This window comes from Burkholderia sp. AU6039 (genome assembly GCF_002223365.1).
Taxonomy (GTDB): Bacteria; Pseudomonadota; Gammaproteobacteria; order Burkholderiales; family Burkholderiaceae; genus Burkholderia.
This window is the reverse complement of the sequence record NZ_NKFK01000002.1, coordinates 71171-87746: the sequence shown is the minus strand read 5'-3', so window position 1 is coordinate 87746 and position 16576 is coordinate 71171. Positions and strand designations below refer to the sequence as shown.

The 16576-nt window shown below is 68.7% G+C and carries 15 protein-coding genes and 1 riboswitch; of the genes, 4 read left to right on the top strand and 11 right to left on the bottom strand.

The annotated features are described in order from the left end of the window. Positions 1-22: 22 nt before the first annotated feature. The 7 genes from mlaD to CFB39_RS01910 form a co-directional block, all read right to left on the bottom strand. On the bottom strand, positions 23-595 hold the full coding sequence (gene mlaD, locus CFB39_RS01940; protein ID WP_089472028.1) for an outer membrane lipid asymmetry maintenance protein MlaD: 573 nt from the start codon (positions 593-595) through the stop codon (positions 23-25). 24 nt (positions 596-619) lie between these two features. Next, positions 620-1387 (bottom strand): lipid asymmetry maintenance ABC transporter permease subunit MlaE, encoded by a 768-nt coding sequence (gene mlaE, locus CFB39_RS01935; RefSeq protein WP_006486220.1) that lies wholly within the window; start codon positions 1385-1387, stop codon positions 620-622. Further along, positions 1384-2205, bottom strand: coding sequence for an ABC transporter ATP-binding protein (locus CFB39_RS01930; protein WP_006477138.1), 822 nt, complete (start codon positions 2203-2205; stop codon positions 1384-1386). The genes mlaE and CFB39_RS01930 overlap by 4 nt, the downstream gene beginning before the upstream one ends. An 84-nt stretch (positions 2206-2289) precedes the next feature. Beyond that, the gene (gene thiE, locus CFB39_RS01925) at positions 2290-3414 is read right to left on the bottom strand and encodes a thiamine phosphate synthase (RefSeq protein WP_089472027.1); all 1125 of its coding nucleotides are present in this window, start codon (positions 3412-3414) and stop codon (positions 2290-2292) included. After that, positions 3411-4226: a thiazole synthase gene (locus tag CFB39_RS01920; protein WP_089472026.1), complete on the bottom strand. Its 816-nt coding sequence runs from the start codon at positions 4224-4226 to the stop codon at positions 3411-3413. Before CFB39_RS01920 ends, thiE begins: the two co-directional genes overlap by 4 nt. Positions 4227-4275: 49 nt before the next feature. Then, positions 4276-4473, bottom strand: coding sequence for a sulfur carrier protein ThiS (thiS, locus tag CFB39_RS01915; protein WP_011350713.1), 198 nt, complete (start codon positions 4471-4473; stop codon positions 4276-4278). A gap of 32 nt (positions 4474-4505) precedes the next feature. Next, positions 4506-5642: an FAD-dependent oxidoreductase gene (locus CFB39_RS01910; protein WP_089472025.1), complete on the bottom strand. Its 1137-nt coding sequence runs from the start codon at positions 5640-5642 to the stop codon at positions 4506-4508. 225 nt (positions 5643-5867) lie between these two features. Continuing rightward, a riboswitch (TPP riboswitch) is annotated at positions 5868-5991 on the bottom strand. Between the two features lie 269 nt (positions 5992-6260). Here CFB39_RS01910 and CFB39_RS01900 point away from each other — a divergent pair. From CFB39_RS01900 to CFB39_RS01885, 4 genes are all read left to right on the top strand, one after another. Then, complete coding sequence (locus CFB39_RS01900; protein ID WP_089424329.1) at positions 6261-8030, top strand: ABC transporter ATP-binding protein/permease; 1770 nt, start codon at positions 6261-6263, stop codon at positions 8028-8030. Further along, positions 8027-8803 (top strand): SDR family NAD(P)-dependent oxidoreductase, encoded by a 777-nt coding sequence (locus CFB39_RS01895; RefSeq protein ID WP_089472024.1) that lies wholly within the window; start codon positions 8027-8029, stop codon positions 8801-8803. The genes CFB39_RS01900 and CFB39_RS01895 overlap by 4 nt, the downstream gene beginning before the upstream one ends. A gap of 220 nt (positions 8804-9023) precedes the next feature. After that, positions 9024-10286 carry an MFS transporter gene (locus CFB39_RS01890; RefSeq protein WP_089472023.1) on the top strand — a complete coding sequence of 421 codons (1263 nt, stop codon included), beginning with the start codon at positions 9024-9026 and terminating at the stop codon, positions 10284-10286. 25 nt (positions 10287-10311) lie between these two features. Further along, the gene (locus tag CFB39_RS01885; protein WP_089472022.1) at positions 10312-11628 is read left to right on the top strand and encodes a D-amino acid dehydrogenase; all 1317 of its coding nucleotides are present in this window, start codon (positions 10312-10314) and stop codon (positions 11626-11628) included. Positions 11629-11742: 114 nt separating this feature from the next. Here CFB39_RS01885 and thpR read toward each other — a convergent pair whose 3' ends face one another. The 4 genes from thpR to CFB39_RS01865 all read right to left on the bottom strand — a co-directional run bounded on the left by thpR (position 11743) and on the right by CFB39_RS01865 (position 16575). After that, on the bottom strand, positions 11743-12321 hold the full coding sequence (gene thpR, locus CFB39_RS01880; protein ID WP_089472021.1) for an RNA 2',3'-cyclic phosphodiesterase: 579 nt from the start codon (positions 12319-12321) through the stop codon (positions 11743-11745). Further along, positions 12318-13808 carry a sodium:alanine symporter family protein gene (locus CFB39_RS01875; RefSeq protein WP_089472020.1) on the bottom strand — a complete coding sequence of 497 codons (1491 nt, stop codon included), beginning with the start codon at positions 13806-13808 and terminating at the stop codon, positions 12318-12320. The genes thpR and CFB39_RS01875 overlap by 4 nt, the downstream gene beginning before the upstream one ends. Before the next feature lie 159 nt (positions 13809-13967). Next, a complete protein-coding gene (locus tag CFB39_RS01870) occupies positions 13968-15047 on the bottom strand; it encodes a phytanoyl-CoA dioxygenase family protein (protein WP_089472019.1) in 1080 nt (359 codons plus the stop codon). Positions 15048-15108: 61 nt separating this feature from the next. Next, positions 15109-16575, bottom strand: a complete 1467-nt coding sequence (locus CFB39_RS01865; RefSeq protein ID WP_089424322.1) for a glutamate synthase subunit beta — start codon at positions 16573-16575, stop codon at positions 15109-15111. Position 16576: the final 1 nt, after the last annotated feature.

Genomic DNA, 16576 nt, shown 5'->3' with positions numbered 1-16576 from the left:
CCTCTTGTTTTCTCTCGTGTGGTTATTGGGCCGCCGAACCGGACGCAGCGGACACCGCCGACGCCGGCACCGCCACCGGTGCGGGCGCGGCAGGCGCGGCGGCCGATGCACCGGCTGCCGGCTTCGCCCCGCCCGCATCGGCAGCCTTGCTGTACAGGAACTGGCCGATCAGGTTCTCGAGCACGATCGCCGATTGCGTCATCGTGATCGTATCGCCCGACTTCAGCATTTCGGTGTCACCGCCCGGATCCAGGCCGATATATTGCTCGCCGAGCAGGCCCGACGTCAGGATCTTCGCCGACGAATCCTTCGGGAATTGATACTGGCCGTCGACATCGATCGTGACAAGCGCCTGATACGTATTCGTGTCGAAGCCGATCGACTTCACGCGGCCGACCACGACGCCCGCGCTCTTCACGGCCGCGCGCGGCTTCAGCCCGCCGATATTGTCGAATTTCATCCTCACCGAATAGGTCGGCTGAAACGACAGCGAACTCATGTTGCCGACCTTGAGCGCCAGGAACAGCACCGCAAGGAAGCCCACCACCACGAACAGGCCGACCCAGAAGTCGAGAGCAGTCTTTTTCATCGTCATCCCAAAATTTGGCTTGGCTGAGGCTTAGCTGAACATCAGCGCGGTCAGCAGGAAATCGAGGCCGAGTACGGCGAGCGACGCGAACACGACCGTCTTGGTGGTCGCGCGCGACACGCCCTCGGGCGTGGGCTTCGCTTCATACCCTTGATACAGCGCAATGAAGGTCACGGCGAACCCGAACACGATGCTCTTGATCACGCCGTTGCCGACGTCGGCCCAGACCTGCACGCCGCCCTGCATCTGCGACCAGAACGCACCCGGATCGACGCCGATCAGCACGACGCCGACGAAGTAACCGCCGAGCACGCCGACCGCGTTGAAGATCGCCGCCAGCAGCGGCATCGCGATGATGCCCGCCCACATGCGCGGCGCGATCACGTTCTTGATCGGGTCCACCGCCATCATCTCGAGCGCGGTGAGCTGTTCGCCGGCTTTCATCAGACCGATCTCGGCCGTGAGCGACGTGCCCGCACGCCCCGCGAACAGCAGCGCGGTGACGACCGGCCCGAGCTCACGCACGAGCGACAGCGCGACCAGCAGGCCGAGCGCCTGCTCGGAACCGTAGCGGTTCAGCGTGTAATAGCCCTGCAGGCCGAGCACGAAGCCGACGAACAGCCCCGACACGGCAATGATCACGAACGAATAGTTGCCGAGGAAGTGGATCTGCTTCGTGACCAGCCGCGGCCGGCGCAGCAGCGGGAAGAATTCCAGCACGAGGCGCACGAACAGCCGCGTGCCGTAGCCCGCGCGTTCGAGGCCGCCGATGACGTAACGTCCGATCGCGCTGATCATGCGCGCCCTCCGCCGAGGCCGAAATCCGCTGCGAGCGGCGGGCTCGTGTAATGAAATTTGAACGGGCCGTCCGGCGCACCGTCGATGAACTGCCGCACGCTCGGATCGGTCGACGCGCGCAGCTCGTCGGGCGTGCCCTGCGCGAGCACGCCGCCGTTGGCCAGGAAATACACGTAGTCGGCGATCGCGAACGATTCCGGCACGTCGTGCGTGACGAGGATCGACGTGGCGCCCAGCGCCTGGTTCAGCGTGCGGATCAGGTTCGCGGTGATGCCGAGCGAGATCGGATCGAGGCCCGCGAACGGCTCGTCGTACATGATGAGCTGCGGATCGAGCGCGATCGCACGTGCCAGCGCGATGCGGCGCGCCATCCCGCCCGACACCTCGGACGGCATCAGGTCACGCGCGCCGCGTAGCCCGACCGCGTTGAGCTTCATCAGCACGAGGTCGCGGATCAGGTCTTCGGGCAGGTCGGTGTGCTCGCGCAGCGCGAACGCGACGTTCTCGAACACCGACATGTCGGTGAACAGCGCGCCGAACTGGAACAGCATGCCCATCTTGCGGCGCAGCGCGTACAGGCCGTCGCGCGTTTGCGCGCCGACATCGGCGCCGTCGAACAGCACCTGGCCGCGGCGCGCGCGCACGAGGCCGCCGATCAGGCGCAGCACGGTCGTCTTGCCGCAACCCGACCCGCCCATGACCGCAACCACCTGCCCACGCCCGAAGCGCAGGTTCAGGTTGGACAGGACGAGGCGGTCGCCGTAGCCAAAGTCGACGTCGCGAAGTTCCAGCAGTGTCTCGGTAGGAGTGGGGCTCACGGAGCTGACAGTCCTTTTACGCAGAACGCCGAATTATAGGGCCTGCATTGGAATGATGTCGTGAAGCCGTTCCGGGCCCTGCGGTCAACGATTGTCAAATTGTCCGGGAAAGCATTGCTGCAATGCAGCAATGGCGGCCCGATAGTCGGTCGCGCCCGTCACCGCGCTGACCACCGCGACACTGCCGACGCCCGTTGCCAGCACGCCCGGCAGCGCGTCGAGCCCCACCCCGCCGATCGCGACGAGCGGCGCCTGGGTGCCAGCGAAGCGCGCATAGCGGGTGATCCGCGCGAGGCCCTGTGGCGGCGCAGCAACGGCCTTGGTCGCGGTCGCGTACACGGGGCCGAGCGCGAGATAGCTCGGGCGCTGGTGCAATGCCCGCAATATTTCGTAATAACCGTGGCTCGAAAGTCCGAGCCGCAGGCCCGCGCGCGCGATCGCGGCCAGATCGGCCGTCTCGAGGTCTTCCTGGCCCAGATGAACGCCGTACGCCCCCTCTTCTGCAGCGATCTGCCAGTGATCGTTGATGAACACGCGCGCATCGGAATAGCGGCGCGCGGCCGCGACCGCGCGGGCGATTTCCCGCCGCAAGGTGTCCGGCGTCGCGCCTTTCACACGCAGTTGCACGGTCCGCACGCCGCAATCGAGCACACGCTCGACCCATTCGGCGTCCGGCACGACCGGATACAGGCCGAGTTGCGCGGGACACGGCGCGAACGCGGGTTCGGGCGCGGCCGGCAGCCCGGCGACCCGCGGAAACCGCGCGGCGTCGACCGGCCACGCATCGGCGGCGCGGGTTTCATCGCCGTCGCGCCAGGCCAGCGCCAGCACCAGCGCGTCGATCGGCGCAAAGCCGCAATCGAGGAACGCCGCGAGCGCGGCGATCCAGTCGTCCCCGAGCGGATGCGCGGCGTCGAGCGCGTAACGCGCGCCCGCCGTGTGAAACACCGCGCCCTGCTCGTCGAATTCGATCGCGACGGCGCCCGGCGCCGCGGGCCGCGACGCGGCCGACACGCGCGCCTGCGCGGTGCGGTCGCCAGCCGAGACGATCAGCACGTCGCCATCGGCCGGCACATCAGGCACCGCGACACAAAGCCGCCACGGCGCAGTGCCGCGCGGCCAGTCGCCGAGCCGCGCGCGAATCCGCTCGGCCGCTTCGGCCAGTTCGTCGGCCGGCGGCCAGAATGCATCGGCGAAACGCGCGCTCATGCGCCGCCTCCGTCCTGGTGCCAGAACGGCATCCCGACGACCGGGGTGCTCGCATGGGCGGTCTCGCGCGCATCCATCGGCCCGGCGAGATAGGCGGCACGGCCGGCCTCGACGCCCTGCGCAAACGCGCGCGCCATGATCTCGGGATGCGTGGCCTGCGACACGGCCGTGTTCAGCAACACGCCGTCGAAGCCCCACTCCATCACCTGGCACGCATGCGACGGCACGCCGAGCCCCGCGTCGACGATCAGCGGCACGTCCGGCAGGCGCTCGCGCAGCACGCGCAGGCCGTACGGGTTCACGACGCCCTTGCCCGTGCCGATCGGCGCGCCCCACGGCATCAGCGCCTCGCAGCCGACGTCGAGCAGGCGCCGGCCGATCACCAGATCCTCGGTGCAGTACGGAAGCACCTTGAAACCGTCCTTGACCAGTTGCGCGGCCGCTTCGATCAGGCCGACCGGGTCGGGCTGCAGCGTGTAGTCGTCGCCGATCAGTTCGAGCTTGATCCAGTCGGTGTCGAAGACCTCGCGCGCCATGTGCGCGGTGGTCACGGCTTCGGCGACGGTCTGGCAGCCGGCCGTGTTCGGCAGCAGCGGCACCGCGTGGCGCTTGAGCAGGTCGAAGAAGCCGGCTTCGGCCGTGCCGCCGGTCATCTGGCGGCGCAGCGCGACCGTCACCATCCCGGGACGCGACGCGGCGATCGAATCGGACAGCGACTGCAGCGACGGATAGCGCGACGTGCCGAGCAACACGCGGCTTGCGAAGGTTTCGCCGTACAGCGTCAACGCGTCGGCGGAGATGAGGGACGTCATGTCGTTTTCCTGAAAGAGCGGGGACGAAGCGTGAACAACGTGGCGGCGCTCAGCCGCCCGCGACCGGGTGCACGACGTCGAGCTTGTCGCCCGCCGCGAGTGCGCGCGCCGCGTGCTGCGTGCGCGCGACGAAGTTGCCGTTCAGCGCGACCGCGTACGGCGGACGCGCGCCGTACGCGGCGAGCGCGTCGGCCACCGTTGCGCCGTCGGGCAACGTCAGGTTCTGTTGGTTGATCTGGATGTCCATGGGGCTTCGTCGAATTCGGTCGGCAGCGCGCGTCAGGCCGGTTGGCGCGCGTCATTGCGGTGATGAAGGAGCGTCGGCCAGCGCTCGGCGTCGCGCCACGCGGCGAACGCATCGGCATCGCCGAACGCGCCGCCGAGCGCGGCTTCGGCAACCGCGACCGCCGCGTGCGCGACTTCCGGCGCGATCATGAAGCCGTGCCGGTACAGGCCGTTGACGGCGAGCGTCGACGCGCCGTCCCAGATCACCGCCGGGCGATGATCGGGCAGCGTCGGCCGGCACTGCGCATTGAGTTCGAGGATGCGCGCCTCGCCGAACGCCGGATGCACGGAGAACGCCGCGCTCAGCAGCTCGAGCGCGGAGCGCACGCTGACGGGCGACATGTCCTCGCCCTCCACCTCGGTCGCGCCGATCACATAGAGATCGTCCTGCTTCGGCGCGATGTACAGCGGGTAGCGCGGATGCAGCAGCCGCACGGGCCGGGTAAGCCCGATGCCGGGCGCGTGCACGCGCGCGACTTCGCCGCGGATGCCGCGCAACGCGGGCAGCGCGGGTTTCGCGCCGAGCCCGCGACAATCGATCGTGAAATGCGCGGCGGGCAGGTTCGCATCGTCGATGGTGACGTGCCAGTGCAGGTCGACGCCGCGCTCGACGAGGCCGGCCGCGAGCGCGCGCAGCGCCTGGCGATTGTCGAGCTGGCCTTCGTTCGGCAACAGCAGGCCGCGCGCGAAGCGGCCCGCGAGCACGGGCTCGGCCGCGTCGACCTGCGCGCCGACGAGCGTCACGAAACCGCGGTCGAACAGGTCGGCCGGCGCGTTCGCGCGCACGCGCCGCTCGAACAGCGGCGCCTCGGCGCGATCGGCGTGGTGCCAGACGACGAGCGTGCCGTGCTGCTGGAAGAAGACGGGGTCGGGCAGTTCCGCGAGCCACTGCGGCCAGCGCGCGAGCGACGCGGCGCCCAGTTCGGTGATCAGCAGCTCCGCGCTCGCCGCTTCCGCGAGCGGCGCGAGCATCGCGGCCGCGATCCACGCGGCCGACTGCTCGCCGTCCGGGCCGCCGCGCTCGTAAAGCGCGACGCGATGCCCGTCGCCCGCGAGCCGCCAGGCGATCAGGCGGCCGACGAGGCCGCCGCCGAGCACCGCGAAATCGGGTCGGGAATCCCGGGCGTTCATCGCGCGCCCTCCGCGCGAGCACGCACGACGAGCGTCGACGCGCACGCGCCGCCGCATGCGAGTGCACGCGGCATCGGGCCGGGAACCATGCAAAAGACTGAAGATTGTGCGGTCATCATTCCTTCCGTAACGCGCAAGGCGCGTACCCAAAAGGACGAAACCGGCAGCAAAGGCCGGCCGGGCGGGACAAGGGCGCTGACCATGTGGGATGGCAGCCAGCGCGACCCGGCGGGATCAGAAACTTCCCTCGCCGGTATTACCCGGATCGGGTGCGAAGGGTCTTTCTCAGCCTCATCGCGCTGCCCGGAACATCTGCCGGCCGCGCCACGAAGCACCCCTGTTTCGTCGTCGGCCATTAGACCATAAAAGCGGAAAGCGCCGCAAACTGTCCCCCTTGCGGCAAATTCGCCGACGTGCCGCGCCGCTCTGGCACAATGCCCGCAGGCCGGCCGCGCGAGCGGCCGGTTGCCGCGTCACCGCCGGCCTTAAGTGCCGTTTAAGACGCGCGGGCGACCATCCGGACGCCCGCCGTCAGTCGGCGCCGCGTCCCGGCATGCCGTATCGCGGCGCGCGCCCGGCTTCGCCCGGCCCGCGCGCCGGCTACTCATCAGGAAGCACATGACCCAATCGATCGATCCCGTCCGCTCCGCCTCCGACGCGCCGCAGGACGAGCGCCCGGTATCCGCATGGAGCCTCATCAAGCCCTACTGGGTATCGTCCGAATGGAAAATCGCGTGGGGCCTGCTGGTCACGATCATCGCGATCAACCTCTGCGTGGTCTGGATCAACGTCCGGCTGAACAAGTGGAACGCGGAGTTCTACAACGCGCTGCAGTCGAAGGACGTCCACGACTTCCCGAACCTGCTGATGCAGTTCTCCGCGCTCGCGTTCGCCTTCATCATCCTCGCCGTGTACGGCCGCTACCTGCGGCAGATGCTCGGCTTCCGCTGGCGCCAGTGGCTCACCGACCGCTTTCTCGGCCAGTGGCTCGGCGATCGCGCGTTCTACCGGATCGAGCGTGACCGCCTCGCCGACAACCCCGACCAGCGGATCACCGACGACCTCCAGTCGTTCGCGACGACCACGCTCGCGCTGTCGCTCGACCTGCTGTCGACGGTCGTCACGCTCGTGTCGTTCATCACGATCCTGTGGTCGCTCGCCGGCGCGCTGACGATTTCGCTCGGCGCGACGCCGATCGCGATTCCCGGCTACATGGTGTGGGCGGCGGCGCTGTACGCGGTGGTCGGCTCGCTGATCATCCAGAAGGTCGGCCATCCGCTCGTGTCGATCAACTACCAGCAGCAGCGCGTCGAGGCCGACTTCCGCTTCGGGCTGATCCGCGTGCGCGAGAACGCCGAGCAGATCGCGTTCTACGACGGCGAGAAGACCGAGACCGGCAACGCGCAAAACCTCTTCATGCGCATCCGCGACAACTGGTGGCGCGTGATGAAGTACACGAAGCGGCTCACGTTCGTGCTCAGCTTCTACGGGCAGATCGCGATCATCTTCCCGCTCGTCGTCGCCGCGCCGCGCTATTTCGCGGGTGCGTTCTCGTTCGGCGTGCTGATGCAGATCTCGTCCGCGTTCGGCACCGTCAGCGATTCGTTCTCGTGGTTCATCAACAGTTACTCGACCCTCGTCGAATGGCGCGCCACCGTCAACCGTCTGCGCGAATTCAAGCGCGTGATGAGCACGTCGCACCTGAAGGAAAGCCTGTCGCCCGCGACCGAGCACGGCGGCATCAACCTGCACTACGTCGACGGCGCGAAACTGTCGACGTCGTCGCTCAAGCTCGCGCTGCCGAACGGCAACGCGCTCGCGAACATCGGCAGCGTCACGATCGAGCCCGGCTCGCGCTGGCTCGTGATCGGCAAGTCGGGTTCCGGCAAGAGCACGTTCATGCGCGCGCTCGCGGGCCTGTGGCCGTTCGGCGACGGCGCGATCGATGCGCCGGTCGGCGCGCGGATGATGTTCGTGCCGCAGACGAGCTATCTGCCGATCGGCACGCTGAAGGCCGCGCTCACCTATCCGGCGACGGCCGACGCGTTCAGCGACGAAGCCTGCCGCGACGCGCTGCGCGCATGCCGCCTCGAGGATTACGTCGACCGCCTCGACGAGACCGCGCACTGGACCCGCGTGCTGTCGCCGGGCGAACAGCAGCGCCTGGCCGGCGCGCGCGTGCTGCTGCACAAGCCCGACTTCCTGTTCCTCGACGAGGCGACCAGCGCGCTCGACGCCGACAACGAAGCGCGCCTGTACCACCTGTTCGCCGAACGGCTGCCGAAGGCCGCGATCGTCAGCATCGCACACCGCGAATCGCTGGCCGCGTTCCACGTCGGCACGATCAACGTCGAGCGCGTGAACGACAGCGACAAGGTCGCGGCTTGAGCGCACGCGCCGCGCACATCGCACGGATCGCGCTGATCACCGGCGCGGGTTCCGGGATCGGCGCGGCACTCGCGCGGCGGCTTGCGGCACCCGGTATCGCGCTGGCGCTGCACGCGCGCGGCGCGGACGAAGCGGCGCGCGCCCGGCTCACCGAAGTTGCTCACGCATGCACGGCGGCCGGTGCGGAATGCGTCACGCTTACCGGCGATCTCGGTGAGCCGGGCGTCGCCGCGTCGCTCGTCGATGCGACCGCCACGCACTTCGGCGGGCTCGATCATCTCGTTGCCAATGCCGGCTTCGCCGCGCGGCAATCCTTTTCCGGTCTTTCCGCGGATGCGCTCGCGTCGGCCTTCACGGCGATGCCCGGCGCGTTCTCCGCGCTCGCGGGCCGCGCGCGGCCGCTGCTCGAAGCGTCGGTTGCGCCGCGGATCGTCGCGGTCAGCTCGTTCGTCGCACACCGCTACCGCGCCGACGCGCCGTTCGCGGCCACCGCCGCTGCGAAGGCCGCGCTCGAATCGCTCGTGCGCTCCGCCGCCGCCGAATTCGCCGCGCGCGGCATCACCGTCAACGCGGTCGCGCCCGGCTTCACACGCAAGGACCACGGGCCGAGCGCCGGCAACGCCGCCGCATGGGCGCAGGCCGAACAGGCGACACCGCTCGGCCGGATCGCCGAACCCGACGATGTGGCCGCGCTGATCGCGTTCCTGCTGTCGGACGCCGCGCGGCAGATCACCGGCCAGGTCGTGCATGTCGACGGTGGCCTGACGCTCTGAAGCACGTGCCGGCGCGTGGACCGTCGCCGTTGCCCGGGCCTGTCTGTCGCCCAAGCGCGATCGGATCGGCCATCCTGCCTTTCCCGGACGAACACCCTCCGCCCTCGCCATTCACCGCGCCGCCACACACCGGCACTCACCTTTTTGGCACCCCGCATCCCGCCCGTAAAATAGCCGCCAGACGGCAGCGCGAGACGAGACAAAAGAGGGGGCGGCAAGCATGCAGGCATTCCAGTGGTTCAACGAACTGTCGACGCGCGAGCGCAGGACGCTGTACGCCGGCTTCGGCGGCTACGCGGTCGATGCGTTCGACTTCATGATCTATTCGTTCCTGATTCCGACGCTGATCGCCACCTGGGGCATGACGAAGAGCGAGGCCGGGATGATCGCGACGAGCTCGCTGATCTCGTCGGCGCTCGGCGGCTGGGTCGCCGGCATCCTTGCCGACCGCTACGGCCGCGTACGCGTGCTGCAGTGGACGATCGCGACGTTCGCGCTGTTCACCTGCCTGTCCGGCTTCACCCATTCGTTCTGGCAGCTGCTCGCGACGCGCACGCTGCAGGGCTTCGGCTTCGGCGGCGAATGGTCGGTCGTGACGATCATGATGGCCGAGACGATCCGCTCGCCCGAGCATCGCGGGAAAGCGGTCGGCACCGTGCAGAGCAGCTGGTCGTTCGGCTGGGGCGCGGCCGCGATCCTCTACTGGGCGTTCTTCGCGCTGCTGCCCGAGCAGGTCGCGTGGCGCGCCTGCTTCTGGATTGGCATCCTGCCTGCGCTGTGGATCCTGTACATCCGCCGCAACGTCAGCGATCCGGACATCTACACGGCCACCCGCCGCGCGCGCGACGAAGGCCGCGTGTCGGGCCACTTCCTCGAGATCTTCTCACCGCCGCACCTGCGCGCCACGCTGTTCGGCAGCGCGCTGTGCACCGGGATGCTCGGCGGCTACTACGCGATCACGACGTGGCTGCCCACCTACCTGAAAACCGTCCGCCACCTGTCGGTGTTCAACACGAGCGGCTATCTCGTCGTGCTGATCGTCGGCTCGTTCGTCGGCTACGTGGTCGGCGCGATCCTGTCCGACCGGCTCGGCCGCCGCGCGTCGTTCATCCTGTTCGCGATCGGCTCGTTCTCGCTCGGCATGGCGTACACGATGCTGCCGATCACCGACACCGCGATGCTGCTGCTCGGCTTCCCGCTCGGCATCGTCGTGCAGGGAATCTTCGCGGGCATCGGCGCTTATCTGTCGGAGCTGTATCCGGGCGCGATCCGCGGCTCGGGCCAGGGCTTCTGCTACAACCTCGGGCGCGGGCTCGGTTCGTTCTTCCCGATCCTCGTCGGCGCGCTGTCACAGTCGATGTCGCTCGTGAAGGCGATCGGCCTCGTGGCCGGCGGCGGCTACCTGCTCGTGATCGTCGCCGCGCTCGTGCTGCCGGAAACGCGCGGCAAGTCGCTCGTCGACGATCCGGCCGTCGCGTCGTGAGCGGCCTCTTCGTTCGGGAAACCGCATGCACGTGATCGTTCTCGGCGCCGGCGTGATCGGCGTCACCACGGCCTGGCACCTGCGCGAAGCAGGCTGCGACGTCACCGTGATCGAACGCGAAGCCGAGGTCGCGCAGGCGACGAGCCTCGGCAACGCGGGCGTGATCGCCCCCGGCTACGTGACGCCGTGGGCCGCGCCCGGGATGCCGGGCAAGATCCTCAAGTACCTGTTCAAGCCCGCTTCGCCGCTGATCTTCCGGCCGACGCTCGACGCCGCGCAGTGGCGCTGGATCGCGCGCTGGCTGCGCGAATGCGAGTTCGAGCGGTTCCGTGTGAACAAGCAGCGGATGCAGCGCATCGCGTACTACAGCCGCGCGTGCCTGCACGCGTTTCGCGACCGCCATCCGTTCGACTACGGCGCGAGCCGCGGCTACCTGCAGCTGCTGCGCGGCGCGTTCGACGTCGAGATGGTGCAGCCCGCGTTGAAGGTGCTGCGCGACGCGGGCATCACGTTCCGAGAACTCGACGCGGCCGGCTGCACCGCGATCGAACCGGGCTTGCGCTGGGCGCGGCAGGCGCCCGTCGGCGGCATCTACCTGCCCGACGACGAAGCCGGCGACTGCGCACGCTTCACGCGCGAACTGCGGGCACTGTGCGAAGCGAGCGGCGTGACGTTCCGCTTTCGCACGCAAGTGCGGGCGCTCGACGTTGAAGCCGGCCGGGTGCGCGGCGTGCGGATCGTCGGCACCGGCGACGAGGATGGCGGACCGAATCCGCGCGCATCGAACCCCGGCGGCCAGCACCGCGACGTGCGGCTCGCTGCCGATGCGATCGTCGTCGCGCTCGGCGTCGACAGCGCCGGCCTGCTGCGGCCGCATGGCATCGACGTACCGCTGTATCCGGTCAAGGGCTACTCGGCGACGCTCGCCGTCGTCGACGACGAAAAATCGCCACGCGCCGCGCTGATGGACGAATCGCTGAAGACGGCGATCACGCGTTTCGGCCCGACGCTGCGCGTCGCGGGTACCGCGGAACTCGGCAACCGGCACGCCGCGCTGCGCCAGCAGGCGCTCGATACGCTGATGAAGGTGCTCGACGACTGGTTCCCGCACGCGGCCGATCGGGCGTCGGCGCGCTTCTGGGTCGGCCGGCGGCCGATGACGCCCGACGGGCCGCCGCTGCTGGGCGCAAGCGGGATCGACGGACTCTGGCTGAACGTCGGCCACGGCTCGACGGGCTGGGCGATGTCGATGGGTTCGGGGAAGGTGGTGGCGGATCTCGTCACGGGGCGAGAGCCGGAGATCGATCTGTCGGGGTTGACGCTCGCGCGCTACGCCCGGTAGGCCCGGTAGGCCCGGTAGGCCCGGTAGGCCCGGTAGGCCCGACGATATCGTCGACGCGATGCGCTGACGCGATACACATGGCGGCCGGCAATCGCAACGCAGCTCACAAGCCACTCACTGCGACGCCTGGCCGCCCGCCTCACCGTCCGCCCGCGCAATCGGCGCCGACACGATCGGCCGATGCGACACGCCTTCGTGCGACAGCCGGCTTTCGAACAGCGTGAGCGCGTCGAACCGCAGCGCGACCGGCCGCTTCACCGCACCGCCGTGCGCCGGCTGCCCGACCGCATCGTGCGGCAGCCGCGCGAGCGTCACGTGCGGGCGGAACGGCCGCCGGTCAGCCGGCACGCCGAGTTCGCGCAGCTTCGCCGACAGCGCGGCATTCAACGCCGCGCACGCCGGCTCGGCGGCCAGCTCGGCGACGATCAGCCGCGCCCGCGGCGGGCTCGGCCACCACGCGATCCGTTCGACCGGCATCAACGGCAGTGCATGCGCGGCCGCGAGCGCCGGCAGGCACGCGGCCAGCGCGTCGCAGCACGCCCGCTCGATCGCGCCGACGAACGCGAGCGTCACATGCAGTTGCGCGGGCAGCGGACGCCGCGCGCCCCGGGTAACCGGCAACGCGTGCAGCGCGTCGCGCGATGCCGCATCGGGCATCAGCGCGACGAACACGCGCAGCCGGTCGCCGTTCATGACTCGCTCGCCACCGCGCGCGGCGCGCGCGCCGGATCAGCCGCGGCCGGACGTTGCGGCAGCGGGCCATGCTCGCCCCACACGTCGGTCGGCAGCACGTTCGCGAGCTCCGGAATCGTGTTGCGCGTGAACACCGGATCGGCCACGCCGTCCGCGCGCTGGCGGCGATAGTCGCGCCAGGCCGCGTGCGCGTACTTGCCGAGCGCGAGGATCGCGATCAGGTTGATGATCGCCATCAGCCCCATGCTCGTATCGGCCATCGCCCACACGAGCGGCAGTTGCCCGACGCTGCCGAACATCACCATCGCGAGCACCGCGACGCGAAACAGCGGCAGCACGCCGCGCCGCTTCGTGATGAACTCGACGTTGCCTTCCGCATACGCGTAGTTGCCGATCACCGACGAGTACGCGAAGAAGAAGATCGCGAACGCCATGTAGATGCCGCCCCAGTCGCCGACGTGGCTCGCGATCGAGCGCTGCGTGAGCGCCGCGCCTTCCATGCCGGTGCCGAGTTCGTACTGGCCCGACAGCAGGATCACGAAGGCGGTCGCGCTGCAGATCACGATCGTGTCGACGAACACGCCGAGCATCTGGATCAGCCCCTGCACGACCGGATGCCGCGTGCTGGCTGTTGCCGCCGCATTCGGCGCGCTACCCATGCCGGCCTCGTTCGAGAACAGCCCGCGCTTCACGCCCATCGCGACCGCCTGGCTGACCGCATAGCCCGTCAGGCCGCCCGCCGCCTGTTCGAGACCGAACGCGCTCTTCACGATCAGCGCGATCACGCCCGGCACCAGCGCGATATGCGTCGCGACCGCATAGACCGCCAGCGCGAGGTAGCCGATCGCCATCAGCGGCACGATCACCTGCGCAACCGCCGCGATCCGGCGAATCCCGCCGAAGATGATCGGCGCGGTCAGCAGCACGAGCCCGAGACCGACCGTCGCGCGGCTCCAGCCGAACGACGTGTCGAACGCATCGGCGATCGCGTTGGCCTGCACCGCATTGAACACGAAGCCGAACGCGAGGATCAGCGACAGCGAGAACAGCACGCCGAAGCCGCGCGAGCGCAGGCCCGTCTGGATGTAGTACGCGGGGCCGCCGCGATAGCTGCCGTCCGGATGCGACACCTTGAAGATCTGCGCGAGCGTCGCCTCGACGAACGCGGACGACATCCCGACCAGCGCCGTCATCCACATCCAGAAGATCGCGCCCGGCCCGCCGACGGTCAGCGCGACCGCGACGCCGGCGATGTTGCCGGTGCCGACGCGGCTCGCGAGCCCGGTCGCGAACGCCTGGAACGACGAGATGCTGCCCGGCTCGCCCTTGCTGCCGACCAGCTTCACGCTGAGCAACAGCGCCTTCAGCTGGATCATCCGGAACCGCAGCGTGAACCACAGGCCCACGCCGAGCAGCAGCGCGATCAGCACGTAGTTCCACAACACGCCGTTGACGGCGTCGATCAGCCCTTGCACGAGTGCTTCCATCCAGAGTCCTTGTAAATAGGGTCAGTCACATGCAGCCACCGCGAATGCGGCCCGAGGGGCGACATGATATGACAGTTCGCAAGGAACATTACAAAATGAAAGATATCAGCGGGTTATTCGCGGTCTCCTGTCCGAACGACGCGGGCACGCTTCGTTGCGTCAGCGAGGCCGCCATTCGGCCGGAACATCAAAGACCAGCCCGGACAATCCGCTGGCGAGCAAGACGCGCGCAAAATGCGCCCAGGCAGGTTCGATCGACGCGAATCGCTCGTACTGCAGGATCTGCTTGGCGATCAGTTCGAGCCGCAATCCGGCATCCGGCAACACGTCGGATTTCAGCAGCGGCGGATTCAGCGGGCCCAGGCTGTCGACCTGCACGCCCATCGACATGCTGATCCGCGGCAGGTCCGACAGCGGGCTGCCGCGGCTGCCCCAGTGCAGTACGGCCTGGCTCCACATCATCAGGTCGCCGGCGAGCCCGGGAAGCGCGCGGATGTCCCGCACGTCGAATTCGGCCTGCGACACGCGATCCGTTCCATAGTCGGGATCGCGATGCTTCGGCAGCAGCATCACGCAACCGGTGGACGAATCGACGGGCGTCAGCGGGATCCACAGCGACAGCGCGCCGGCGCGCCCGTCCGGCAGCAGCGATCTCGCCCCCGCATCGCGATGCATGCTCCAGCCGGCCTGCCCCGCGTTCGCGCGGACGTGCCATACCCAGAAATCCGGCATCAACTGGTAGGTGTCGGCACCCAGCGCCGCCTGGACAATCCGGTGCAACCGCCAGTACGTGAGCCAGAATTCGTCGCACACGAACGCGAACACCGGCGGAATGCCGGCCTGCACGAGGCTCGTCACCATGTCGCGCATCGCCGCGAGCGGAAGGGTGCCCCGCACGTCGTCGCTCGGGGTGAACTGGGCGAAGCCCTCGAGCGCCACCCGGGCGTGGATCGCGTCGGCAATGTGTTGCTCGATTTCGATCGGCCGCTGCCGTCCGACGAATGCGTGATCCTCGACGTGAAGACCACGGCCGAACGAAAGCAGCAGCGCGACGACCTCGTCCAGCCGGACGCGCTGGCCGTCGTCCGTCAAGCACGGTCGGGTGATTTCCGGGGCGGTTTCTCGAGACATGGACTGCGCGATACGTTCGTGGCTGAAACAGGCCTCGACCGTCGCCCGGCCAACGCCTGAACCCTGATTCGCGCATGTTAAGCGGCAACGGCCATCCGGCGCACGCATAAAAAAACGGGCGCCCTTCCGGACGCCCGCCTTTCGTCAAAACCCGCTCGCGAGATTCAGCTTATCGCGGCAGGTTCGAATGCCCCATCAGGTACGCATCGACCGAGCGTGCGCACTGGCGGCCTTCGCGGATCGCCCACACCACGAGCGACTGGCCGCGGCGCATGTCGCCCGCCGCGAACACCTTGTCGACCGACGTGTAGTACGAACGATCACCTTCGGTCGCCGCACGCGCATTGCCGCGCGCATCCTTCGCGACGCCGAATGCCTCGAGCACGGGGGCTGCCGGCTGCGTGAAGCCCATCGCGAGCAGCACGAGGTCGGCCTTCATTTCGAACTCGGAACCCGGCACTTCCTGCATCTTGCCGTCCTTCCACTCGACGCGCACCGCGATCAGCTTCTCGACCTTGCCGTTCTTGCCTTCGAGACGCTTCGTCGCGACCGCCCAGTCGCGCTCGCAACCTTCCTCGTGCGACGACGACGTGCGCAGCTTGATCGGCCAGTACGGCCACACGAGCGGCTTGTTTTCCTCTTCCGGCGGCTGCGGCAGCAGCTCGAACTGCGTGACCTGCTTCGCGCCGTGACGGTTCGACGTGCCGACGCAGTCCGAACCCGTGTCGCCACCACCGATCACGATCACGTGCTTGCCCTTCGCGAGCAGCTGGTCGACGAGCTTGTCGCCCGCGTTCACGCGGTTCTGCTGCGGCAGGAAGTCCATCGCGTAATGCACACCCGCGAGTTCGCGGCCCGGCACCGGCAGGTCGCGCGGCGTTTCCGACCCGCCCGCGATCACGACCGCGTCGAATTCCTCCTTCAGGGTTTCCGGCGAGATGGTTTCCTTCGCGAGGCTGCCGATCGACTCGGGCAGCGGATCCTTGCCGATGAACACGCTGGTGCGGAACGTCACGCCTTCCGCTTCCATCTGGCGCATGCGGCGGTCGATCAGCCACTTCTCGAGCTTGAAGTCGGGAATCCCGTAGCGCAGCAGGCCGCCGACGCGGTCGTTCTTCTCGAACACCGTCACGTCGTGGCCCGCGCGCGCGAGCTGCTGCGCGGCGGCGAGGCCCGCGGGGCCCGAACCGACGACCGCGACCTTCTTGCCCGTCTTGTGCTCGGCCGGCAGCGGCTTCACCCAGCCTTCCGCCCAGGCCTTGTCGATGATCGCGTGCTCGATCGACTTGATGCCGACCGGATCGTCGTTGATCCCGAGCGTACAGGCGGCTTCGCACGGCGCCGGGCAGATGCGGCCCGTGAATTCCGGGAAGTTGTTGGTCGAGTGCAGGACTTCGATCGCCTGCTGCCAGTCCTGGCGGTAAACGAGATCGTTGAAGTCCGGAATGATGTTGTTGACCGGGCAGCCGTTGTTGCAGAACGGGATGCCGCAATCCATGCAGCGCGCGCCCTGGACCTTCGCGTCCGCGTCGGTCAGTGCCGCGACGAACTCCTTGTAGTGCTTCACGCGCGTGAGCGGTGCTTCGTACGCCTCGTGGCGGCGTTCGAACTCCAGAAAACCGGTTGCCTTGCCCATA